Below are 25795 nucleotides of genomic sequence, written 5' to 3' on the forward strand. Positions count from 1 at the left end.
TTTAAGTTTTAGCTACGGGTTTTAACCCGTAGTGTAACATGTCACCATCACCACAGGTTGAAACCTGTGGCTAGTAAATTTATCATTATAAAAACTGTCCCATTATCTCCATTAAGTTTCATTTTGAATTCAAACACCCATATATAGATTGAATTAATATAAAAATTATTCAGTACCACAACTAAATGTGGTACTCAATTAGTAAACTTTTCATAATAGCTTCTACTCTTTCTTCAAAGTTATATTTTTTTGATTATCATTGGTATTTTGCTTTTCTAAAGAAGATTTCTGTTCTTGTGTTTCAGTCAGAATATCTAGATTACTATCATCATCAATAATCTTTGGAGTAATAAAGATAATCAACTCTCTTTTTTCACTTTCCACATTCTTTTGGCTAAAAAGCTTGCCCAAAACAGGTAAATCACCTAATAGAGGAACTTTAGACATAGTCTCATATTCTTTCTCTTGAATCAATCCACCAATAGCTAGTGTCTCTCCACTATTGACTTTGACCTTAGTTCCAACTTTTTTGATACTAACTGTGGGATAACGAGTCCCATTAATCTCCACCCAATCTAAAAAGGTTGTTATCTCTGGCTGTAAATCGATGAAGATATTATTATCATCAGTTATCTTAGGGGTTATCTTCAAATCAATCCCAATATTCTTAAACTCTATCTCTTGAGAGGTCTCACCATCATCTTCCTTTGTTGTCTTAGTCGTTAGGATAGGAATCTCATCACCGATATTAATATTGGCCTCTTCACCTTCAATCGTTGTAATCTTGGGATTTGCCAAAACATTGGCTACCCCTGAACTCTCTAAAGCCTCTAAAGAGACACTATAATCAAAGTTTAAATTACCAATTTTTAGCGTTGGTGTTATACTTGAACTTCCATCATCTACCTTACCTTCACCTGAGAATTGCCAATTTACTCCTAAATCCTTTAATCCTGTATGTGATACCTCTTCAAAACGAACCTGCAGAGCAATCTGCCTTCTAGAATAATCTAAGGCTTTAATAGTCTCTTCAATACCTTTAAAATTACTTTCATAAGTTGTGATAATCAGACTATTGGTTCGTTGATTAATTTTAATCGCTCCATCATCGATTAAATGGTCTAGATTCTCTTTAATCTTTTCTGGATTAGAGTTCTTAAGTTTAAAGACTTTAGTTAACTTAGTTTCATAATTCTGCTTTATCTTCTCAGTAGGAGCAACAAAGATGGTATTATGAATTACCTTATAGCTTAGACCATTGGTCTTAGTTAGAATATCGATTGCTTCCAAAAAAGATACGTTATCTAAATAAAGGGTAATCTTCCCCTCGATCGAGCTATCAGTAGCTATATTCATTTCTGCTGTCTCTGCCAAGATTCTAAAGGCCTCTATTAGATCCATATCCTTAAAATTGAGATTAATCTTATCTTGTGATGATGCCTGTCCAGTAGAATTAAGTAAAAATAATAGCACTAATAGTAGTATAAATTGCTTAACCCTCTTTCTTCTAATGATTCTCCCCTCCTTTTTTAGACAGATTTGATAATCTATATATATCATCCTGAAATAAAGTTTAAGATAGCTAATATAATCACCTTTGATCCCTATCATCAATCCTAAATTCAAAGTAGCTCTCATCCTTTTTAAAGGTAACACTATTTCTAGAAATATTTACCAGAGTAAAACCCTCTATCATATCACCTTGACTCAACCGTTGATACTCTCCAGCAGCTTGGATATTAACCCGCTTGTATTCGCCAATAATTACTATCCCTTTTAAAACAAAGTCAGGTCTTTGAATCTCTACCTTCTGCTCTTTTTCAATTCTTTCTTTAACCTCACCTGTATTATTATTCTCTTTTAGTTCCAATGCCATCTCTGTTGCTAGCTTAGAATTAAAAGGAGATTTAAGTTCAACATGATTATCTGTGATTTGCTGTTTATCTTCCGATACCGTCTCTACCTTTTGCACCTCTTTAGACTCAACTTTATCTATTCTCACCTTAAATTGTTTGACTTGCTCTCTACTTTGAGTCCAATTATCTTGATGATAGAAGTATAATCCAAAAATTAACCCTAGTAACAGTATTAAAATGATCAATTTTCTCAATTATAACTCACTCCCCTCTATGGGAAATAGGAGAGATACATTTACAACCACTTCTTCTTTACTCTGTGTGATGTTTATAGCTTTGGTATTATAGAGATATTCAATACTCTCTAAAAGATCATATATCTCTTGAAAATCCCCATTGATCTCCAAAGAGATTAATAGTTCTCCCTTAGGCGGTAGTGTAAAATCTACCTTTTTAATAATTTCATAACTGTTTAATGTGATAATAAAAGCATTTACTTTATCCTTAGTTAAGAGATTATTCTTATTTCTACTTTCCAGCCTCGCCAATAATCTCTTATAATCCTCCTCTAACTTCTGCAAAACTAATATTTCCACATTCTTATTCTTTAATTCAGTCTGAAGATGATTGAGTTGAATAATATTCTCTTGATATTTAGTAGATAAGGGATAATAGATAAATTTATAGAATCCAAATCCTATTAATAACAATATAAGTAACATGATAAGTGCTTTTTTCCACATATCTACTCTCCTTCCTGTAAGGTACCCCTTATCTTAAATTCAATTCCACCATCTAACTTATCAATCTCTTCTAAATAAAACTCATCAAAAAAATCAGATGCTTCTAACCTTTGATTCAACTGTTTTAAATATTTCACCCCAGTAGTAACACCTAAAAGTTGAAAATTGTTATTATTTAATTGAAAGTTTTTCAGATATAATTGATCAGAATATAATAAACCAAGCTCCTTAAAAATAGTAGTAGCAGAAACCATCTTTGCTAAAAATTTATTCTTTTCAATTAATTTCTCTTCTATACTTATTTTTTTATCTTTTAAATCCTTTACCTTAAGCAGCTTATTATTTAATTCTGATAGTTCTGTTCTGATTATTTCTTCTTTCAGTTCCAACTCTTTATTCTTTAAATATAAATTCAAATATATATGACTTATAGAAGTGATCAAAATGATTACTAGTAACACTCCTATAAAGAGGAGATTATTAATCCTCTCTTTCTTAAAAAACTCATCAGTTAAGAAATTAACCATAGAAAACACCCCTTAATGAAGTGAGCTACTCTCCCCTTAAAGCCAGACCCTTTGCGACAGAATATAGATTATCCTCTAATCTGATAGTCTCAATTCCAATTTGACCCTCTAAATAGCTCTTTAATCCTTTAAAATTACTACTGCCTCCAGTCAAGAATATCTTAGCTACTCTAACTTTGTACTCTGACTGAAAATAATCTATCGATTGATAGATTTGACTTCTTAGCTCTTCTAATATTATTCTTAATTCCTCTTTAGTGACCCCTTGCTTCTTATAGTGTTCTGCTTGTTCAACGGAGATTCTATTAATAGTAGAGAGTTTCTCAGTAATATGCCTTCCTGCAAAGTCAAAGCTCCTTAAAAAGATCAACCTTCCTTCTTGAGCAATAATCAAATCTGTAGTCTTATCGCCAATATCTATCAATGATACCGTCTCACTGAGATCAGGATATTGGCTATATAAGTATCTGATATTGGCATGAAATTCTGTTTCTACAACTTTAGGCTTTAGCTTTAAAGCTTTTAGCTGCTCAAAACGCTCTTTAATCAAAAACTTCTCAACCCCATATCCTATCACATACTTCTCTTGCAAAGATTCTACTACCTCATGCTGAATCACCAAATTATCATCGGCAAACTCAAGCTCTACCATCTGTTCAATCTCTTTTGTTGATAGATCATCGGGAATTTTGATAAATTTTATTTTAATATATTTAGTACTGATGGAAGTGATAGTATCTTTAGAAGTAAAATTTTTCAATTCTTCTATAGTTAGCTGCTTGTATTCTCCTGTTTTAAACTTATTCTCTTTAAATTCAGCTATCTTAATCGAGTTGCTGATTTCTATTCCTAATCTTCCTGAACTTTTAAAGATGTTGAACAAACCCTCACCTCCAAATCTAAAGTATCCAATTAATATCAAATTCTTATACTTATCAATCTTGTGGATAAACAAATATTAGTCCCGCTTCAGTCGGTGTTAAATGCTTATCTTTATTATCAGCTATCTCTTCTTGACTTCTAGCATAATCCCAAATCCTTAAATCTTTAATATAACCATGCCATTTTTCACTATAATCAGGATTGGCCCCAATTACTAATTCATTTGTATTGATAGGTAGAGATTTTTGGATATTACCTGCACTCTTTTCTTTACTAGCATTTATATAAAATTGATAATTTCCATTTCTATTTCCATTTCTATTTCCGTTTCCATTTCCGTTTCCAGCAGGTTTGTCATTCTCCCAATAACCTTCATAAGCAAAATTTCCATTTTGATCATAGTATCTTCCATAATCCGCTTCTCCTTGATTCCATTCACCTTCATACCTTAAACGACCATTTTGATCATACAATTTCCCATCTCCATCATAAACCCCGTTATCCCATCCACCTTCGTATCTTAAACGACCATTTTGATCATACACAATTCCTTCACCATCAAATTCACCATTATTCCATCCACCTTCATATCTCATCTTTTGATTCTGATCATATAAGATTCCCTCTTCATCATATTCCCCATTATTCCATTGACCTTCATATCTCAAATGATTATTTTGATCATATAACTTTCCATATCCACTATAAGTTATATCTTCCCGTTCTCCTTCATCATATACTATCTCTTGATTTTGATCATATAAAGTCACTCGACTATAGGATATATCTGCTAAATTATCTTTATATTTTAGTGGACCATTTGGCGGATAAAGAACATCACTAGTACTATTAGCTCCTCCACTTCCACTATCTGCTTGAAATTCATATACTACTGCTATATGAGTCCACCCAGATAAATCAAGTTTAGAGGTTCTTACTGTTTGAGCACCACCATTATTTTTAGTATAGCTATCCACAGCTAGCTTAGAATTCTTGTCTATATAAACTTTAAAGATATCCCTTCTACTTAATAAAGTAATAGGGAAATTAGCTTTCTCATCCACCTTAACCCATGCTTCGATAGTAATGGCATTACTTATATCAAACTCACTACGATAATCTATTCTTTCATAATCATTTACTCCATCAAAATAATTACTTATTCTTTTCTTAATCTGTATACTTGTGCTTATACCTTCTATTATTCCAGTACTTTTAATTAGCAAATAATCTTCAACTAATTTAACCTCATCAATTCTATATTCTCCTTCTCCCAAGCTTTGGAGTTCAGTTGTAATAGTACCTTTATCATAATTAATTAATGCTACTTCCACACCACCTTCTGCCAATAATTTTGCTTTCTCCATTTTTTCCTCTTTTTCAGTCTGATTGATACTGCTATAAATAATATTATTCATAGTGGTAATTAAAGTAATAGCTACAGTCATAAGTATCAAGACCAATAATAAAGCCGAACCTTCTTCTTGCTTAATTTGATTATAAACCATTTATTAAATCACCACTATTCCCTTAAATCTTTTAGTTAAGTAATTATTCATATTCAATATAAGAGTATTCAGATAAATAATATTCTTTATTCAATTCTCTAACCATATCCTTATTCTTTAATTCAATCTTAATAGTCAATTGTTTCTGACCTTTAGTGAAATTTATATCCTCAAGCATATCAGTGATTATATAACTATCAGCTATACTATCAGTTTGATTGCCATCATAAACGATTCTTTTTAGTTTAGTACCTTCTTGCTCATACTTAACTATCTTATCTGTCTCTTTATCTAAATCTATATCCAACTCTAAAACTAACCTTTTAGAATCTTCAATAGATACTTCTGTAGAGCGGTCTATATCCCTCTCCAAATAATTAAAGATCAGCTCACTCTGATCATTTAATGCACCTTGCTTAGTATTAAAACCAAACATTTCAAATTGAGTAACTAGCAAACTCCCCAGAGAGGTAGAGATTAAAGCAATCAAACCAATCACCACTACCAACTCCAATAAGGTAAAGCCTGACTCATCACTAAGTTTAATATTATCTATCTTTGACAATCCTCTCACCTCAAAGCTCTATCTCAATCGATTCTTCTTCTATCGGCAAGCAAGGTAGTCAGCTTAAAGCTCTGCTCACCCTGATACCAGCTAACCTCTATCATCACCTTCTTCAATCCATCTCCAGCATTATCTATACTCACACTTCTACTAAAATCTATCTTATCTAGCTCTATAACTCCACTCTGATTGCTAGCTATCTGATGCAAGGAAGTACTAAAATTATCACCTTCTTCTAAAGAAGCAGCCTCTGCCCTTAAAACCTCTAAAGAGTTCTTAGCCAGTTCTCTTGCTACAGTCCTGAGATGAATATCTTCTAAGGCTTGGCTACTGGTAGTCCAATAACTACTAAAAGCTACCGCTACTATTCCTAAGATCGCTGTAGCTATAACTATCTCAATTAAGGTAAAGCCTGCTTGTTCTTGCTGTAACTTCATTAAATCACCACACTTATTTAATTTACAATTTACAGTGTACAGTTTACAGTTGAGTGATTGAGATAATAACTATAAACTTTACATTATAGACTGTCTTTGATTTATAGAACAATGGGCAATTTATTGCCCATTGTTCTATCTTTAAATAAATAATTATAATTATGGTGCTGTTGGCTTAGTAGTACCAGTAACCTCAAGTTTCTGTACTCCAGATTGAGAACTATTTACAAATAAATAATCATCTGCAGATGTATCATCACTATCCAAAGCAAATTTATCATCGTAATATAAGACATATGTTGTATTATCAGTACCAGTTGAATAAGTATAGTCACCATCAATAGTAATACCAGCATCTGATAAACTATCTTCATCAGCAGGATAACCAGTATTATCTTCATCTAGTTTATATTGCTCTAATGCAGTTTGAGCATTTGCTAAACTTGCTCTTACACTATTTTCTGTAGCATCATCTTGAATATCACTGACCTGTGGTACGATAATCGCAGCTAAGATACCAATTACTGCTACTACTACGATTAACTCTAGTAAAGTAAACCCTTCTTGATTTCTGATTAAATTTTTAAACATCTTCATTCCTCCTAATTTATTATTAATTTAGGCTCTTCCACGAATTTTGTGAAAATACTATATTTAAATTATTTTAAATATTTTTGGCAACGAATCTCTCGAATTGACGCGAATTTAGAGCAAGAGCTTTTAAATCTTTAATTTAATCATTTAATATTTAATTCGTACAATTCGCGTTAATTTGTTGCCACTAATTTTAGTTTTTAAATATATTTTAAACTTGAATTTTTATATTTTTCTTGTAACTCAAATTTCTTTAATCACAAAGTTCGTTGTTGAACCTTAATTTATATTATAAGCTGTAGATAGCTTATACTCACATTTATTTATCTCTTGACCTTGACTGTCAACTGTACACTAAATTAATACCCTTGTGACATCTTAAAGATTGGCAAGATAACTGAAGCTACAATCCCACCAATTCCAAAGGTTAAGAAGATAATCAAACTTGGTTCCAAAAGAGCAATCATCCTAGCAAACTTCTCCTCCACCTCATCTTGATAGAAGTCGACAATATCATTGAGCTTCTCCTCTAAGCTTCCAGTATTCTCAGCAGTCTGTATCATCTGTAACGCAATATCAGGAAAGATATCCTGCTGTTTGAGAGCTGTGGTGATATTGAAACCATCTTTGATCTTAATCCTAGCTCTATTTAGCTTGTGGCGGATAGCCCTGTTGCTAATATTCTGGTTGACTATCTCCATCGCCTGTAAGAAGGGAATTCCACTTCTTTCTAAGAGACTTAGGTTTTTGGCAAATATAATCAATGAATTCTCTAAAATAAACTCCTTTAAAATCGGCACCTTTAATAATAGTTTATCGATTTGATATCTTCCCGTATCGCTTCGATAATAATAATAAAATGATATCACTAGAGCAATTACACCTATTAACAAGATCCACCAGTAACTGTTCATAAAATTACTAACCCTCAATAAAATTTTAGTAGGCAAAGGTAACTCTACATCCAGCTTTTTAAAGGTCTTCATAAAGTTAGGCAAGACCTTGACCATCATTAAGACTAGTACAATTATAGAAGATCCCATAGTTATGATAGGATAAGTAATATTAGAGATTATCTCTTTTTTCTTTTCATTCTGATCCTTAAAATAGTCTGCCAAATTCATCAAAGTCTGATCTAAAAAGCCCCCAGTCTCTCCAACCTCTACTAACCTAATAAAGTAGTTAGAGAAGATATTAGGAGACTGCTTTAAGGCAGCAGAGAAGCTTCTTCCTTTCTCAATCTCTATCGCAAGCTCATTAACAGCAGCTTTTAGGGTTTTATTCTCCACCTGCTTTGCCAAAGACTGCAAACCACTGACGATTGGAATCCCTGAGCTAATCATAGATGAGAGCTGGCGACAGAAGATATATTTATCCTTCAAACCTACGTGAGCTGGTAAAATCTCAATAGAATTTAATTTATCGAGGTATTCTTTTAAAGCAAACTTCTTCTTCTCTTCCTCTAGTTTTAATACCAATAAGCCCATCGCCTTTAATTTGGTGAGCGCCTCCTGCTTTGCTTGAGCTTCAATCTGTCCTGACTTCTTCCTTCCCGATGAGTCTCGGGCTTGATATTGAAATTTTTTAGCCAACTCATATCACCCCCACTCTTAGAGTAATTTACAATTGACAGTACACAATCTATAATTTAAAAACAAAATTCTAAAAAATCAACTAAGTATAGATCTCCAATTCTAAAGTGTAATTTAATTGATATATTGAGACACTTTCGTGTCAGGAATCTGGAATCTGGAACCAGTGTTTATAAATGATTCCTGACTACTGATTCCAGATTCCTGAAAGTGTCGCACTATCTATCTATTGTTTCATTCTAAAGTTGGATGGCTATAGATTTTTATAATTTTAATTGTGAACTGTACATTGTAGATTTCTTCTAACTAATATCAGCTACTCTCAAAACCTCTTCAATACTGGTTATTCCTTGATTTACCTTATCTAATCCATCTCTAAATAAGGTAGTCATCCCTTCTCCAATAGCAACTTGTTCAATCTTATCTGAAGGATCCTTAGCAACAATAGATTCCTTGATCTTAGGAGTAACCTCTAATAATTCATGGACAGCAGTTCTACCTTTATAACCAATATTATTACAGAAATCACAGCCTAATGCTTGAAGTGCTGTAAAATCAGCGCTTACATAATCCCTAATCAGATGATACTCTGTAATATCAGTACTATTACTACATTGAGGGCATAACTTTCTCACCAATCGCTGAGCAACTACCCCTATAACAGCATCAGCAATCAAGAAAGGTTCTACTCCCATATTAACCAAGCGACTAATTGCTCCTGCAGCACTATTGGTATGAAGGGTACTCAAGACTAAATGCCCTGTTAAAGCAGCCTGAATAGCAGTCTCGGCAGTCTCCTTATCCCTGATCTCCCCTACCATAATTATATCTGGATCTTGCCTTAAGAATATCCTTAGTACACTAGCAAAGGTCATATCCTTTTTAGGATTAACAGGGGTCTGAGTAATCCCTTCAATCTGATACTCAACAGGATCTTCAATAGTTAATATATTCTTAGTATCTTCATTTAGATAATTTAAAGCTGTATACAAAGTGGTTGTCTTTCCACTCCCCGTAGGACCTGTCAACAGTATCATCCCATTGGGTTTTTTAATCAACTCTTTGAACTTTCTCAAATTATCTGCTGAAAAACCGATTGAATTAAAGCTTAATTTTAGATTGGTCTTATCAAAGATTCTAATTACGATCTTCTCCCCTAACACAGAAGGCAAAATAGAGATTCTTAAATCTGCTTTGATATTCCCAAACTCAATATTTATCCTTCCATCTTGAGCCTTTCTCCTCTCAGCTATATCCAAACCACTCATAACTTTGATTCTAGATACTAAAGCCATATGGATATTCTGATGGAAGACCATCTCAGTGTGTAAAACACCATCAATTCTATACCTAACCCTTGTTCCTGTCTCCATGGGTTCAATGTGGATATCACTGGCCTTATGGCGAATCCCTGTGACAATTATCTGGTTAACAGTTTTGATAATAGGTGTATCCTCTAACTGCTCTTGTAAAAGACTCTGATCTATCTCATCATCGTCAACAACCTGTTCAAAGGCAATTTCATCTATGCTATCAATAAACTCCTCTAACTCCCTCTCTCCCAAATAAGTCTCAATCAAGCTATCTATATTGCTAGGAGTAGTAATCCGAGGCATCACCTCTAAATTGGTCTTCTCCTCTATCTCATCAACAGCTACAATATTTTGAGGGTTCTCCATAGCTAGGATCAACATCTTACCCTCTTTTCTAATGGGAAAGACTCTATTCTCTCTAATGTAGTCTTCATCTAAAATTCTAATTATCTCATCTCTGATATGCTCCTTATCACTATCTGTCAATAATAAGATACCTAGCTGGTGATTTAAAGAGGTTGCAATCTCCTCTTCAGTAACCAAACCTAACTCTACTAAGATCTGCCCTAACCTCTTATTTGATCTCTTTTGTTCCTGTAATGCCTCTTGTAAATCTCCCTCATTTATTAAATTTTCATCTATCAATATATCGCCTAAGCGCTTTTTATTTAATCCCATCTATTGTTTCCTCCTCAATTTAGGAGCAATAAAGTTATTTTTTAGATAAAAACCCATTTTATTGTAGATTGTTGTCGAAAAATAGGTTTTTATAGTATTTATATTCTATGGAGATATTGATAATTCCTCCTTTCAAAGATTATATATCAAGAGTAACTTATGTAATCATTAAGGAGATTTTACCAAATAAAGGGATAGCTTATAAGCTATCCCTTTATTTATCCTATGCTATTTTAGTCATTTTAAGATTTGTTTATTAAGAATAAAGTCATCAATTTAACTTCCCAACCAATATTATCATCATCAATTGATATCAATCATTTAATAATCTAAATTACTCTCTTCCATTATCTTTACTCTACCATAATAATTAGTACCCCATACCCCCATCATTATCATCAAGCCACCTACAAGATGGAACCAATAAAAAGGCTCAGCTCTGAAGAAAACACCTGCAATCACAGAGATTATTGTAGTCAAGTTAGCAAATACTGCTGAACGGGATGCCTCTAACTTAGATAATGTAAAGTTGACCAAGAAGAATGCCAATACAGAGGATAAAACCCCTAGATAGAATATAGCAAAAAGTACATCTAAATTAGTCAAAGGTACTAAATAATTGGTTATAGTTCCCTTTCTGAAATGATTAAAGATAGAAATTGAGTTGAATACACCTGCTCCCATTAACATCATCAAATAGGTTATCTCTATAGGCTTAAACTGTAATGAAGACTTTCTAGAGATGATATTATAAAATGCTGCAGAGAATACAGCCCCTAATAAGATAAATATCCCTAATAAATTGCTATTAGCCTCTGTATTATCCTTCATCACAATGATAAAGATAACCCCAATTACTGAGATAATAATAAAAAATAATTGCTTCTTATCAGGAAACTCCTGAAGAAATATAGCTCCCAAAATAGTTACTAATACAGGAATTAAAGCAATCATCATTCCAGCTTCTGAAGAGGTTGTCAGTTCTAACCCGATAGTTTCACAGATAAAGTAAACTACAGGTTGACAGATCCCTAATAAGATCAATAACCCTAATCTCTTTCCTTTAAAATCTATTTTAATAATTCCTAAAACTTTCAATATTGTTAATAGCAATGTTGCAAAGGCAAATCTCAAAGCCAATAAATGAAAGATATCTAAATAATCTAAGGCCTTTTTGGTAAATAAAAAAGAGAACCCAAAGATTAATGATGTGGCAACCCCTGCTAAAATCGGCAGATAATCTTCTTTATCTAACATCTACTACCACCTTGCTTTCTCGAAATTATAATTTAAGTTATTGTTTTCAGTTGCTTTTTAGGTATACCTAGTATCAGTTAATGGGGATATTGGGACACTTTAAGTTTTAGCTACGGGTTTTAACCCGTAGTGTAACATGTCATCATCACCACAGGTTGAAACCTGTGGCTAGTAAATTTATCATTATAAAAATGTCATCATCACCACAGGTTGAAACCTGTGGCTAGTAAATTTATCATTATAAAAAGTGTCGTAATATCTTTATATTATATCACTCTTATAATTCTACTAATATAATACACGCATAAGTCACTCCTGATTATATAAAAAATAATCCAGCTACCAATAATTTAAGAGTAGAATCGAGTATCAACTCGATTCTACTCTTTATATCTAAACCCTAACTTGTTACTCGTCACTTATTACTACTTCTACCCCTTCATAGCAACTAAAGATATCTCTATCTTAACATCTTTAGGTAATCTGCTTACCTCTACACAGGCTCTAGCAGGTGGCTCTTTGGCAAAGTACTCTCCATAAACTTCATTGATTTGATTAAAATTATCCATATCAGAGATAAATAGCTCTGCTTTCATTACATCTTTCAACTCATAATCTGCTTCTGCTAAAATAGCCTTTAAGTTCTCTAGCACCTGTCTAGTTTGCTCTTCTACACCACCATCAACTAACTCACCTGTTACTGGATTAATAGGTATTTGCCCTGAGACAAAGAGTGTTCCCTTCAACTCAGTTGCTTGAGAATAAGGCCCGATAGCCTGTGGTGCTTGCTTGCTATTAATAATATTTTTAGACATAAGCTAATCCCTCCGCTTTTTTTAATATTCTTTATCTATGTAAAAAATTATATAATATAGAGATAATGCGACACTTTGTGTCGAGTGTGAGCTATGAGTGTGTGTAAAACTTCTTTTTATTGGGGTTTACTCACACTCACACACCCACTCACGCTAATTTTAAAAGTGTCCCAATATCCCCATAAAAAGATACTATTTACATTGAAATTTAATTAGCACAATCTGTTAGTTAAATGATAAATTAATCTATAGTAATTCCATTAAAATAAATTTCCATAATATCTTCTTTAATCTCTTCAATTTCATTTGCTGAAAAATCTTGTTCAAACATAATCCTATGGGCAGAAGTTATATAAATCATACCAAACAAAGAGATAGTAACATTAAGTGGATTCATCTTTTTAAGTTTCTTCTGCTCTATTCCTTCTATAATTACATTTTCAATTATCTCTGTATATTTATCCATGATCTCTTTAATCTCATACTTGAATTTAAGTTTATGGCCCCAGACCTCTCGGGTAAGAAATTTATGAAATTCTCCATGATTTTTATAAAAATTTAATTGGACAGTTATTATCTGTTCTATCTTCTTAATTGGATCATCTAATTTAGCTATTTCTTTTTTAACCTTCTCTAATACATCATTTAGACCAAATTTAATTAAGGAAGAGATTAAGTCTTCTTTATTTTTAAAATAACGGTATAAGGTTCCTTTTCCTATGCCAGCTTCTTCTGCAATTTCTTGCATGGTTGTAGCAGATGTCCCTTTTTTAGAAAACTTCACTATAGCAGCTGCAAACATCTTCTCTCTTTTAGGATGCATTCCATCAGCTCCTCAACTTTAAGATTATAATTATCAAGAGATTTAAAAAAACTATTTTTTAGAAATATCATATTAAAAGTGATTAGTCAATTTTATATACTAAAAACTAATCAAAAGAAAAATTAACAAATATTTAAAAATTATAATTTAAATTAACCTTAATAACAGGTTCCTTATTATTCTGGTCATAGGATAGATAACCATCTATCCTAACAGGCTTAAGACCTAACAGATAAAAATCACCATTAAGACCTAACCCATAAGCCATTGATGATACATCATCATTTAAATAATCTGTAAATAGATAAGCTCCAATATCTTTAATATATATCATCTTGGTTAATTGAATTGCTTTTACAAATTCATAGGTATATGCATAATCTAAGGAGCATTGGAATTTAGCAAACTTATTTGGCTTGTCTCCTCGATAAATAATAGGTGATTCTACTAAATTACTATTATTAAAGACTAATTTAGGTCTTAAATCCCATCTGTCATTTAACTTAAAGGAAGTCTTTTTAGAGATTAAGATTTTAGGTTCTTCTCCCACTTTATCAAAAAAGATATCTACTTCCCCTTCCAAATTAGTTTGATTAAGTTCTAGCTTATAACTAGCATCTGTAAAGATATAATTATTATTATTGATAACCCCTAAACCAGTTCCAAAAATGTAATCATCTTTATAGTATCTAATTCCTAGCTCACCATCATCTCTTTCATCAGATTCAATTCTCGTTTTAGCTACTATATCAGTATTTTCAGTTAACTTCTTCCACCTAAGCTCTGCTTCTAAGTCTTTAGTATCATTATTAGTTGCTAAAAATTCAAACCCAACATTACCTTTAGCAAATTCAAAACCATATTGGGGCATATTTATATAAGTCCTTAATAAATCTTGCTTGAAAAGAGAATAATCTTGTCCAAAATGTATAATTGGCTTGAAATGAAAAGTGGGAAGCAACATTCTATCATATTTTATATCATTAAACTCTTGAGCCAAATTCAATCGCTTTCTAGCTGGGGCTTTCTGTAAAGGAATCTTCTTAGATTTTAATTTTTCTTTTATCTGACTGATCTTCTTTTTAGTAGCTTGATATCCAATTTCGATCAACTTGTCTGCACTACTAAAGTCAAAAAAAGAGTAATCTCCAACATCAGCTTCGATTATTATATCTGAATAATTATTAATTATTCTTCTATTGTTATTCTCTGATACTATATCTACATATCTATTAACTATCTTATCTGGACTTTCATAGCTATCATGACTTAATTCAGCCTTGATAGTTGTAGCAATTACAAAGTCTGCTCCTAATACTTTGGCTGCTTTGGCAGGAGAATTCTCTAAAATTCCAGGATCAGCAAAATATCTCCCCTCCATCTGATAAAGTGGAAAGAAATAAGGAATAGCATAAGAGGCTTGTATTACTTTAGAGATTCTATTAGTAGTAATCAAATATTTACTACCACTATCTAATTCTAAAGTTAACAAAGCTGTAGGTATAGGAAAATCTTCTAACCTCTTATAAGGTGCTATATCCTCCAGAAATTTATTGACCTTAGTGGTTCCTAAAATATAATCATTCCCCATAAAGTTAATATCTAATAGCTTAACAAAGGGAACATCAGTTATTATCTCCTCAATCTGTTCAATGGATATTCCACTTCCATACATAGTTCCTACAATCGAGCCCATACTAGTTCCTACAATCAAGTCAATTGGAATATCTTCTTCCTTTAACGCCTTAATAACACCTATATTAAAGAATGCCTTAGCCCCACCACCTGTTAGTGCTACTGCAACAGCTGGCTTTGGAATTGCTTCAAATCTTTGATAATCTTCTATTAAATAGGTCTCATCATCTTTAAATACCTTGGTCAAATTTTTGTCTTGATTAAAAGCTGTATATCCTCTTTTGTTACTAAAGAGTATAAGCAATAGAAGTACTAAAATTAAATACTTTCTTCTTAACACAGTAACCATCACCCCCCCTAACTCACAAAAAAGCCCTTAATTTTAAGGGCTTTTTTTGTAATTTATTTAACTCTCAATAGACATACCTTCATTAATATTATTATAATTATAGTCTTTATACTTGACATTAAAGACTATCGAATAAACTACAGGAACTGCTATAAGAGTTATTAATAGACCAAAGGACAATCCAAAGATTAAAGATACTGCCATCCCCCCAAATAAGGCATCGCCACTAAACCAAAGAGGCAATAAACCACAAATAGTTGTTGCACTGGTCAAAAAGATTGGCCTCAATCTTCTCTTAGCAGCCTCTAAAATAGCATCTTGTGGAGTTCTGTTAAACTCTTCTAACTCTATACCAATTCTATCAATTAACACAATCGAATTATTGATTATTATTCCAACCAATGATATCAAACCTAAGATCTCCATAAAACCAAAGGCTTTTCCTGTAATCAATAAACCAATTGCTACTCCTATTATTGTAAGTGGGACTATCAAAATAATAGTCAAAGGCTTCTTATAAGAGTTGAACTGGATTACAAGCAGTAATAAGATAACTAATGCAGTAATAGGTAATTGAGCTCCAATAGATTCATTAGCTTTTGTTGACTCTTCGTACTCTCCACCAAAGGCATAATTACATCCTGCACCCCAATTTGCCTGTTTATTATCAAGCCATGGCTTTAATTGATTGTTTATCTCTGCAGCTGTAACCCCATTACTTGTATCTGCCTTGACAGTAATAGTTCTAATACCATCTCTTCTATATATTATAGATGGCTCCCATAAAGCCTTTATTTCAGCTATTTGTTTTAAAGGAACTGACCTTCCTGTCATTAAAGAATAGACCTTAGTTGTTTCTAATGTAGATATATCTACATTACTACTATTTTTATCCCTTAAAACTACTGGTATAATATCTTCATCTTTTCTATACTCTGTTAACTGTACACCATCTAAAACACTTAGTAAGGAGATGGCTACATCTTTATTACTCAAACCTGCCTTTTCTAATCTATCCTGATCTATATCAATTCTTAACTTCTTAGTCCTTAGACCCCAATCATCACTGATATCCTCTACTCCATTAATTGTTCTTAACTTATCTTTAACTGAGTTGACTATATCATAAAGCTTATCCATATCCTTACCTGACACCCTAATTTGAATTGGCTTACCAACTGGCATAATCTCCAATCTAGAAGCTTTAACTTCGGAATCAGGGAATTGATTGATAGCATGCCCTTCTAATTTAGGGATTAAATCTTGAATAACACCAACAGAAGTTGTATTAATTAAGAAATAGATGTATTCTGGACTATTTAATTCAGCACTATAGGCTAAAGTAAACCTTGGAGCTCCTTGCCCAATAAATGTTCCCCAATTTAATATTCCTTCATCTTTATATTTTACTAAGGTTCCACCAGCTAATAATTGCTTAAAGAAATTAACCTTTTCTTTTTCAGGTTTTACCTTTAACTCATCTTCAATATACTTATCTATATTTTTGGCAACCTCTTCTGTTCTCTCAATTGAAGTCCCCTTAGGTAGTTGAACCTCAAAGGTCATCACCGTCTTCTTATCTTTAGGCATAAATACTTTAGGAACTAATCCCATACCCTTGACTCCTAAAAAGATTATCAACAATACCAAAATCACAAATACTATTTTATGCTTCATAAGAGTTAACAATATTTTATTATGAGCTCTATAGACCTTTCCATTATATGCTTCTTCCTTCTTATCAATCTTTAAGAATAAAACAGCAAATAAAGGTACCATAGTTAAGGATAAGATCCAAGAGGTCATCAAGGCTAGAGCTACTACCTTAAAAATTCCTCCAGCAAACTCTCCTACATTAGATTTAGCAAAACCTATCGGAGAGAAAGCAGCACAAGTTACTAAAGAAGCTACCAATAAAGGCACCTTAAGTTCCTTAGCTGATGAGATGGCTGCCTCTAACTTATCCATTCCCTCTTCTAACTTAACTATAATCGACTCTGCCATAACAACAGAGTTATCAACTAACATTCCTAAAGATATTATAAGAGCTGCTAGGGAGATGGTATCTATTCCTATTCCAAAAACAGACATCAATAAGAAGGTAATCGCAATTACCACAGGAACTAAAGTAGATACCAAGATTCCTTCCTTCAAACCTAAGAATATCAGCAAAACTGCTATAACCGTTAAAGTACTCTGAATTAAGTTAGCAGTAAAGCTACTTACTTTCTTTTCAACTAGATTTGATTGTAATGCAATAAAGTCAAAGTCAACCCCAATAGGATATTGACTTTTAAAGTACTCCACTTTCTTCTTTACTTTTTCTCCTAATTTAGTAATTTGACCTCCATCTTTCATAGAGATAGCCAAACCTAAAGCTGGTTTACCATCTACTCTCATCTTAGAACGAGCAGGATCGATATAGCCTTCTTTAACCTCAGCTATATCCTCTAAATAAACCTTATTTCCATCAGGAAGTGTAATTATAGTGTTCTTAATATCATCTAAATCCTTATAATCTCCTGTGGGCTCAAGAGGTATTCTTTCTGATCCTAATTCTATATTTCCACCTGAGAGGATGATATTCCTACCTGTTAAAATCTGTTGTAATTGATATGGAGAGATTCCTAGTTCAGCTAATTTAGCATTATCATACTCTATAAAGATTCTCTTCTCTTGTTTACCAACTATGTCTACCTTTGCGACCTCATCTATAGTTAATAGCTCATCACGCATATCTTTAACCATATCTTCTAGTTCGCCATAACTATAATCTTCTCCTGTAACTCCAATTATAGTTCCAAATACATCACCGTATTCATCATTGATGATAGGACCTATACTATTTGAAGGCAATTGGCTTTTGATAGCATTGACCTTTCTTCTCATACTGTCCCAAATTGGTCTAAGATCCTTATACTTTGTTTCTATGTTGACCTTTACCAAGGAAAAACCTGTTTTATTTGTACTTTCTACATAATCTAACTCTGGTATCTCCTTGACTGCCTCTTCAATCTTATCAGAGATTAGATTTTCAACCTTATCTGGACTGGCTCCTGGCAGATAAGTTATTATTGTTGCAGTCTTAATAATAAAACCTGGATTCTCAGATTTAGGTAGATTAAAGTAAGCTCTAACTCCACCTATAATCAATAAAGCAATTAAAGTAAAGGTAACATACTTCTTCTTAATTGCTAATTCAGTAAATCCCATGGGTTGCCCCTCCCCTCTATTTTAATAACCGTACCTCTTGATTATCTACTATTTGAGTTACACCTTTAGTTACTACAAACTCTCCTTCATTTAAACCAGCTACTACTTCTATACCCTTAGAATTAAGTCTTCCTACCTTTACTCTAACTTTATTGACTCTAGCACGTCCATCAGATAAGTTACTTAGTGTATATACAAAATTACCTCCTTCATCAGCTGCTACTGCTGATACTGGTAAAGTTAACCTCTTATTCTCATCTGAAAAGCTAAAATTAGCCTTAGCAGTCATTCCAGCCTTTAAATCCTCTAAATCTTTAGCTATACTGATAGTCACTGGATAGTTTCCTTTATATCCTCTGATCTGTCTTCCTATCTCATCTACTACCCCTATAAGATTGGATTTATCAATAGCTGTAACCTCTACTGATACCTGCTGACCCTCTTTTACCTTTGAGATTAAATTCTCATCAACAAATACCTTCACTTCAAAACCTTGATCCCCATCAAGGGTAAAGACAGGCATACCTGCATTGATATTCTCATTTGCTTCATAATTTTTTTGAGCTATAGTTCCAGAGATTGGTGCTCTTAGTTCTGTATACTCTAATTTTAATTTAGCCAATTCTAACTGACTCTGATATGAAGCTACTCTTGCTTTAGCAGCCTCTATACCCTCTTTAGCTTCAGTTAATTGTGCTTTAACCTGCTTTAACTTTGCTTCAATTGACTCTTTGGCTGCCTTGGCCTTATCATAATCAGCTTTAGCTATATTATTATTCTCATATAGTCTTCTAACTCTATCAAAGTTATTAGTTGCTTCTGTAAGCTGGGCTTTTACACTAACTATTGCAGACTCTACTTGAGAGGCCTTAGCTAAAGCACTACTGACTCCACCTTTGGCTTGCATCAAACCAGCTTCTACAGACTTTACCTGTAATTTATAATCACTATCATCCAATTCTGCTAACAGTTGACCCTTAGTAACTTTATTTCCTACTTCCACAAAGATATCCTTTATCTTTCCTGGAACTCTAAAACTAACATTTGTCCTTACATTAGGCTCAAGTGTTCCTGAATAAGAATAAATTGAGTTAATTCTCTTCAACTCTACCTGTTGATACTCTACAGGTCTGATAGTCTTTTCAACAGTTTGTTCTTCTGTTGATGAACTATTACATCCTGCTACTATTAAAGATAAAATGGTCAACGACAATAATATAAATACACCCTTTAATCTTCTCATCTTCTTCCTCCTTTAAAACTAATTAATATTAACAATATTAAAGCTTCCCAATGCTCTTTGAACCTCTGCTATGGCAATTAAGTAATTGTAATTTGTAACAAACTCTTGTCTTTTAGCATTTATTAATGCCGATTGAACATCTAACAGCTCTGAAATAGAGACAAGACCTTTAGAGTAAGCATCTCTAACCAGCTCTAAACTCTTATAAGCACTTTCAACTGCATCTTGAGAGTACTTATTCTTTCTATATTCAGTATTAGCAGCAGTAACTTTATTTCTAAGATTCTGCTCTATCTTCTTTGCTACAGATTCTCTTTTCTTCTGTAACTGTTCAATCTCTTGTTCCACCTTTGTCAACTCAACCTCTTTATTTCCACCATCATATAATGGGAAGGAGGCTTGGATACCGATACTCCACTCATCATCACCATGTGCATCTGGAGCAGTCGGTGGACCATTAATGCCCCAATGGTTAAAGTAGGTATCATATTTAGCAGATAGGCCTACTTGTGGTAAATAATACTTTCTCTTCTTCATCTGGTACTCTCTTTGTTTAACTTCAATTAGATAATCTAAAGTGGCTATCTCTGGAGAGTTTTCAATACTCTCTTGAACCAAGTTAGTACTTATCTCTTCTAGCTTCCAAGGATTATTAACATTGAATTTATCAGCCAGCCCTTGAGAAATATCAGCAGTATCTATCTCTTTGAGCCTGATATCCTCAGTTAAAGGAAGGTCTAAAGTCCTTTTTAGATTATCCTTCACCATCTTTAACTGACTTTCTGTCTCTGATAATCCACTTAGCTCTACTGACTGTTGACTCTCCCATCTATAGATATCAGCAGGTCCAGTAGCACCAATCTCATGCTTAGTTCTTGCTATATTCAAATTATCTTTAGTTAACTTGATATTCTCTTCTTGTAATCTAATATCTGCTCTTGCTTTTAAGGTATTAATATAAGATTTGATAGTCTCTAAAGTTAAATCTAACTTCTCCTTTTTTAACTTTATTCTCTCTTGTTGATAGAGCTTCTCTTTAATATCTATATTAGCATTTGCATCTTCACTGAATATCAGCTGTTCAAGCTTTATTCCTCCTGTTAGCTTCTGCTCACTTGCCACACCCAATAGTGCTCTATCTTCATCTATCTGTGAATAGGTTGTATTTAAATCTAACTTTGGCTTTTTATTATTTTTAGCCTTCTTTAAATTCTTCTCTGCTAGAGCTAAATCCTTGCTTTTGGCTTCCAAATCTAAATTATTATTGATCGCCATCTTTAATGATTCTTGTAAAGTCAACTCTTTTTGAGCTAAATTATCCTGATTAATTAATTTAGCACTCTTTAATAAATCCCAGTCAGGTAAAACTCCTATTTCTCTTGCTACTTTCATATTTATAAGTAATTCTTCATCACTTTTATCGATATATACAGGTAGATTAGCTGCTTTTTTTCCAGCTAAAATTAACTCTAGATTAAGAGCTGTAGCTCTAGCCCTAACGTCAATTGCTTTGTCATGGGAATATCCTGCTAATATCCCCTGATTCCCTTTTACCATATCTGCTAATGCAAAAATAGGAATATCTCTCTTCTTAAGTTCATCTAAAACCATAGATCTTTTACTGTCTTTTACTAATGGCGATAGATAAGCTACTTCTACTTTATCTAATTGCTTGATAATATCTTCTTTAGATTGATTAGCATATATATAATCTACCTTTACACCATTCTTCTCTCCAGCTTCTTTTAATAACTTAGGTAAGTTTTTCACACCTTGATTAAATTCTTTAGCTATTATAAAAGTTATCTTGTTAAAATCAGCTAACTTCTTAAAAGCTTTAATATCCCTTTCTACAATAGAATTAGAAGTTATAAAATTTAGATTATTAATTCCACTCTTATTTTCCTTAATAGCAAGTTCAGTACTTTTACTATCAATTATAAAAGGTGCTATAACTGGCTTTGATAGATCATCTCTATTCATAACAGCATAAGAGCTTAAAATTCCAGTTGGAATAATCACATCTATATTCTGATCACTTAACAATTTATCTACTATCATATTTTGAACTTCTAAATTATCTGCTTTAAATTCACTGAACTTAATTTGATATTCTTCAGATAATATGTTTAATATCTCTTCTTCAACCTTACTTTTCAACTTTAAATTAAAGTCATCATCACCCTCATAAATTATACCTATATTTACTTTAGATAACTGAATTTGATTCTCTTCTTTAGCATCACTTATATTAGACATAAATAAAGTAGCTAATATAAAAAACATTAAACAAAACACTAAATTCCTTTTCATCAAAATTACACCTCCACCTTTTTACTATATCAAATAATTATGAATTTATTTTTACTTCTTTATAAGAATTAGTTTAGTTCATTACTTATACCTCCCTTATATTACTTATAACAGTTATAAGAATTTGTCTTAAAAATTAATATGTATATAAGTTAAACTAATAATTTTCATAAAAATATATAAATCAAAACCTTTTTTGACACAGACTAAAATCTGATTAAGACCTGATTTAAAACCTAAATTTATTTAATTTTTAATCTGTATTTATCAATGTAAATCTGTGTCTAAATTTTCTTTGGGTATTGATTTTAATATGAAAACCTTTAATTCAATTTATATAGATAGAATATAGGTCGACAAAACTGACCAGTCAGTATCATTAATTTATAGTATAAATAATTTTAACAAAGTTGTCAAGATTATTTATACTACAAAATATCTTTTATTACAAAATTAATTTGTGATGATCAAATTCTAAACTGCCTCCCATTTAGGGCATTTAGAACCCCAGCGAGCAATTATCTCATCTTCTTGGTGAATATTAATAATCTCACAATGGTTGGGGCAAGAGTTACACTCAAAACTGGAGACATGATAATCGAAGCTAGAAGTATCAAAGCCCTTAAATGATGTGCTTTTCTTCTTCTTAACCGCACTTTGGGCTAAGACTGCTGAACCAATAGCCCCCATCACATTATGATACTCTGGTACTATAACTTCTACTCCAAGTTCCTCTTCAAAAGCTACTTTAATTCCCTGATTAGCCGCTACTCCACCTTGAAATACTACTGGACCTAAAATTTCTTTTCCTTTTCCCACATTATTTAGATAATTTCTAACTAAGGCTTGGCAAAGACCTGCAATAATATCCTCTAAATTATGACCTAATTGCTGTTTATGTATCATATCAGACTCTGCAAAGACAGAACAGCGACCTGCTATTCTAACTGGGCTATTAGCACCTAATGCAAGAGAGCCAAATTCTTCAATTGGAATATCCAAACGGCTGGCTTGTTGATCTAAAAATGATCCAGTTCCTGCTGCACAGACTGTATTCATAGCAAAATCAATAACAATACCATCACGTAAGATGATAATCTTTGAATCTTGCCCACCAATCTCTAAAACTGTCTGTACCCCTTTAACTACAGTAGAAGCTGCTACTGCATGGGCTGTGATCTCATTCTTAATTACATCTGCTCCTACAATCACTCCAGCTAAGTTTCTAGCACTACCTGTAGTACCTACTCCCAGAATTTTAATATCTATCAACTCTTGGATTCTCATCAATCCTTCTTGAATTGCACGGATAGGTTGTCCATTTGTTCTAAGATATAAACTCTCTAAGACATCTTTATCTTCATCAATAATGGCAATATTGGTACTAACCGACCCCACATCTATACCCATATAACCTGCTTTCATACTATTAATTCCTCCTTCTCTTCTTTACGAGCTAATAGATCTACAAAGGCTTCTAGTCTAGTAATATAACCTGCATCACCAGTATGCTCATCCAAACTTAATGATAAGACAGGTATATCTAAATCTTTGCTCACAGTTGGCAATATACTCTGAGCTATAATCTCTGGCATACAGGTAAAAGGCCCTAGATGAACCACTCCATCAAAGCCTTCTTTAGCATACATTACAGTTTCACCTACTGATTCTAGACCATGCCCTCCCACAAAGTGATTTAAATATGGGCTTGCCAGCTCTTGTATATGATTGCGATGTTTATTGTCTCTAAAGATTCCTAGATAAAGATGTTCTTCTATCCATTCCGATAAATAAATAGATCTATCTACTAATACTCCCAACTCACCTAACTTCTCTTCTATGTGCAAATTGGTAAAGGGTTCTAAGATAACATAAATCTCTCCAACTAAACCTACTTTCAAAGGTTGAAAGTCTTCAATTCTTTCTAAAGAATCAAAATCTGTTCTTATTCTTTTTATAGCAGCTTCAGTTTCTGAGATATTTTGAGCCTGATCAATCAACTTTAAGCCCCTTTTATAGATTTTTGTTGCTTCTTTTCGTTTTACCAAATAAGGTCTGCTCTGATTTGTCAGCCTACTAATCTGATCTAAAGCCTGTGCTTTTGCCCATCCTTTCTTCCAAGCAGTATAGACCTTAGTCCAAGAGATATTTCCTAATAATAATTTCAAACTCTTATAAAACTCTCTCCAATGACCTTGTGGTGGCTCAAAGATGACCATATTAAAGTCATAACCCAAGTCCCTTAATATATCCTTTTGTACCTCACCATAATAGCCAAAACGACAAGGCCCAATACCTCCCCCCATAATAATCGTATCTGCTCCAGTTTCTAAAGCTTCAATATAATTACCTATATTCAACTTAAGCGGTAGACAAGCAAATTCAGGAGAATTTTTAACACCTAAATCTAAAGTCTTTTGAGTAATAGGAGGTGGTAGTACAACCTCTAATCCTAATTCTATCAATAGAGTTTTAACAGCAATCGACATAGTTCCCATATGGGGAAATGTCACCTTCATTTATATCCCCTCCCACTTGATCATATCTATAAAGGCTTCTAAACGAGTCAGTAACCCTGCTTCACCAGTATGTTCATCTAAATTCAAGGTCATAAAGGGTTGCTTTCTTCTTCGCTTTGCCTCTCTTTCTATCATCTCTCCAACCAAAGAATCTGGTCCACAGCCAAAAGCTGTTAATTGAATAATTCCATCTATGTCATTGCGATCAAAAAAGTGATGTCCTGCTCCTAACATCTGTTTACTTAATGTCCAGAACATATCCTTTGATAGATGTGCTACCCCCTTCTTTAAGGCTGGTTTTGATAGCATCTCTGCTGTTATAACTTCTACTCCCATCTTCCTTAGCTTAGCTATTAAGTTCATACTAATATGAGGGTCATAGATAATGTACTCATGACCTAAAACCCCAATCTTATAGTTGGCTTTAGAATTGATCTTACCTTTCCTCTCACTTCTATACTTTCTTAACTCTCTTAAGGCCTTCCATAATGCTTTATTGACTTGCCAAGTACCCTTGCCCAATACCTCTCCTACCTCTAATGCTGCTTTGAATAGATTTATTTTGCTATCTCTTAAATTTAAAGTAGTATCAATTATAGTCGGCAAATCATCAATATTATATCTTACCATATCAGGTAACCCCATAAATTTAGGGCATAAATACTCTTTAGATTCTATACTGACAACTCTAGGAACAAATAAATAATCAACCTTATTTTTTAGGTATTGAACATGACCTAAAAATAATTTGACAGGTAGACAGGCTTCATCTACTGCCAACCTAACTCCAGCATCTACTGTCTCTTTAGTAGAGACCTTAGAATCTACTACTTCACAGTCTAACTCTTCAAAGAACTTATTCCAAGCTGGATAATATCTATGGTATAGCAAAGCTTGTGGTATACCTATTTTAGGTTTCACTAAACCAACTCC

Annotated in this window: 21 protein-coding genes; all 21 read right to left on the reverse strand. The window is 32.8% G+C overall.

Annotation, left to right across the window (positions count from 1 at the left end; translation table 11 throughout):
• Nucleotides 1-222: 222 nt before the first annotated feature.
• The 21 genes from ACTCDL_RS03025 to ACTCDL_RS03125 all read right to left on the reverse strand — a co-directional run bounded on the left by ACTCDL_RS03025 (nt 223) and on the right by ACTCDL_RS03125 (nt 25783).
• A complete protein-coding gene (locus tag ACTCDL_RS03025) occupies nt 223-1560 on the reverse strand; it encodes a type II secretion system protein GspD (protein ID WP_463173905.1) in 1338 nt (445 codons plus the stop codon).
• Between the two features lie 31 nt (nt 1561-1591).
• Nucleotides 1592-2110 (reverse strand): hypothetical protein, encoded by a 519-nt coding sequence (locus tag ACTCDL_RS03030; protein WP_463173906.1) that lies wholly within the window; start codon nt 2108-2110, stop codon nt 1592-1594.
• A complete protein-coding gene (locus ACTCDL_RS03035; RefSeq protein WP_463173907.1) occupies nt 2111-2599 on the reverse strand; it encodes a hypothetical protein in 489 nt (162 codons plus the stop codon).
• Nucleotides 2600-2601: 2 nt separating this feature from the next.
• Nucleotides 2602-3126, reverse strand: a complete 525-nt coding sequence (locus ACTCDL_RS03040; RefSeq protein ID WP_463173908.1) for a PilN domain-containing protein — start codon at nt 3124-3126, stop codon at nt 2602-2604.
• A 25-nt stretch (nt 3127-3151) separates the two neighbouring features.
• The gene (pilM, locus tag ACTCDL_RS03045; protein WP_463173910.1) at nt 3152-4009 is read right to left on the reverse strand and encodes a pilus assembly protein PilM; all 858 of its coding nucleotides are present in this window, start codon (nt 4007-4009) and stop codon (nt 3152-3154) included.
• Between the two features lie 52 nt (nt 4010-4061).
• Entirely contained in the window at nt 4062-5516 is a 1455-nt protein-coding gene (locus tag ACTCDL_RS03050; protein WP_463173911.1) for a LamG-like jellyroll fold domain-containing protein, read from the reverse strand.
• 43 nt (nt 5517-5559) lie between these two features.
• The gene (locus ACTCDL_RS03055) at nt 5560-6081 is read right to left on the reverse strand and encodes a prepilin-type N-terminal cleavage/methylation domain-containing protein (RefSeq protein WP_463173913.1); all 522 of its coding nucleotides are present in this window, start codon (nt 6079-6081) and stop codon (nt 5560-5562) included.
• A 23-nt stretch (nt 6082-6104) separates the two neighbouring features.
• Nucleotides 6105-6518: a type IV pilus modification PilV family protein gene (locus ACTCDL_RS03060; protein ID WP_463173915.1), complete on the reverse strand. Its 414-nt coding sequence runs from the start codon at nt 6516-6518 to the stop codon at nt 6105-6107.
• 159 nt (nt 6519-6677) lie between these two features.
• On the reverse strand, nt 6678-7109 hold the full coding sequence (locus tag ACTCDL_RS03065) for a type IV pilin protein (RefSeq protein ID WP_463173917.1): 432 nt from the start codon (nt 7107-7109) through the stop codon (nt 6678-6680).
• Nucleotides 7110-7471: 362 nt separating this feature from the next.
• Nucleotides 7472-8704, reverse strand: a complete 1233-nt coding sequence (locus tag ACTCDL_RS03070) for a type II secretion system F family protein (protein ID WP_463173918.1) — start codon at nt 8702-8704, stop codon at nt 7472-7474.
• 302 nt (nt 8705-9006) lie between these two features.
• A complete protein-coding gene (locus ACTCDL_RS03075; protein WP_463173919.1) occupies nt 9007-10695 on the reverse strand; it encodes a GspE/PulE family protein in 1689 nt (562 codons plus the stop codon).
• Nucleotides 10696-11016: 321 nt separating this feature from the next.
• The gene (locus ACTCDL_RS03080) at nt 11017-11952 is read right to left on the reverse strand and encodes a DMT family transporter (protein WP_463173921.1); all 936 of its coding nucleotides are present in this window, start codon (nt 11950-11952) and stop codon (nt 11017-11019) included.
• Between the two features lie 431 nt (nt 11953-12383).
• Complete coding sequence (locus tag ACTCDL_RS03085) at nt 12384-12767, reverse strand: RidA family protein (RefSeq protein ID WP_463173923.1); 384 nt, start codon at nt 12765-12767, stop codon at nt 12384-12386.
• Nucleotides 12768-13008: 241 nt separating this feature from the next.
• Complete coding sequence (locus tag ACTCDL_RS03090) at nt 13009-13590, reverse strand: TetR/AcrR family transcriptional regulator (RefSeq protein WP_463173925.1); 582 nt, start codon at nt 13588-13590, stop codon at nt 13009-13011.
• A 133-nt stretch (nt 13591-13723) separates the two neighbouring features.
• Nucleotides 13724-15565, reverse strand: coding sequence for a patatin-like phospholipase family protein (locus ACTCDL_RS03095; protein WP_463173927.1), 1842 nt, complete (start codon nt 15563-15565; stop codon nt 13724-13726).
• Nucleotides 15566-15631: 66 nt separating this feature from the next.
• The gene (locus ACTCDL_RS03100) at nt 15632-18787 is read right to left on the reverse strand and encodes an efflux RND transporter permease subunit (protein ID WP_463173929.1); all 3156 of its coding nucleotides are present in this window, start codon (nt 18785-18787) and stop codon (nt 15632-15634) included.
• Nucleotides 18788-18803: 16 nt separating this feature from the next.
• Nucleotides 18804-20030: an efflux RND transporter periplasmic adaptor subunit gene (locus ACTCDL_RS03105; RefSeq protein WP_463173931.1), complete on the reverse strand. Its 1227-nt coding sequence runs from the start codon at nt 20028-20030 to the stop codon at nt 18804-18806.
• A gap of 18 nt (nt 20031-20048) precedes the next feature.
• Nucleotides 20049-22343, reverse strand: a complete 2295-nt coding sequence (locus ACTCDL_RS03110) for a TolC family protein (protein WP_463173932.1) — start codon at nt 22341-22343, stop codon at nt 20049-20051.
• A gap of 474 nt (nt 22344-22817) precedes the next feature.
• On the reverse strand, nt 22818-23768 hold the full coding sequence (locus ACTCDL_RS03115; RefSeq protein ID WP_463173933.1) for an acyl-CoA dehydratase activase: 951 nt from the start codon (nt 23766-23768) through the stop codon (nt 22818-22820).
• Nucleotides 23765-24862 carry a 2-hydroxyacyl-CoA dehydratase gene (locus tag ACTCDL_RS03120; protein WP_463173935.1) on the reverse strand — a complete coding sequence of 366 codons (1098 nt, stop codon included), beginning with the start codon at nt 24860-24862 and terminating at the stop codon, nt 23765-23767. The genes ACTCDL_RS03115 and ACTCDL_RS03120 overlap by 4 nt, the downstream gene beginning before the upstream one ends.
• A complete protein-coding gene (locus tag ACTCDL_RS03125; protein WP_463173937.1) occupies nt 24863-25783 on the reverse strand; it encodes an acyl-CoA dehydratase activase-related protein in 921 nt (306 codons plus the stop codon).
• Between the last annotated feature and the right edge of the window lie 12 nt (nt 25784-25795).

Source organism: Orenia sp., from assembly GCF_055140805.1.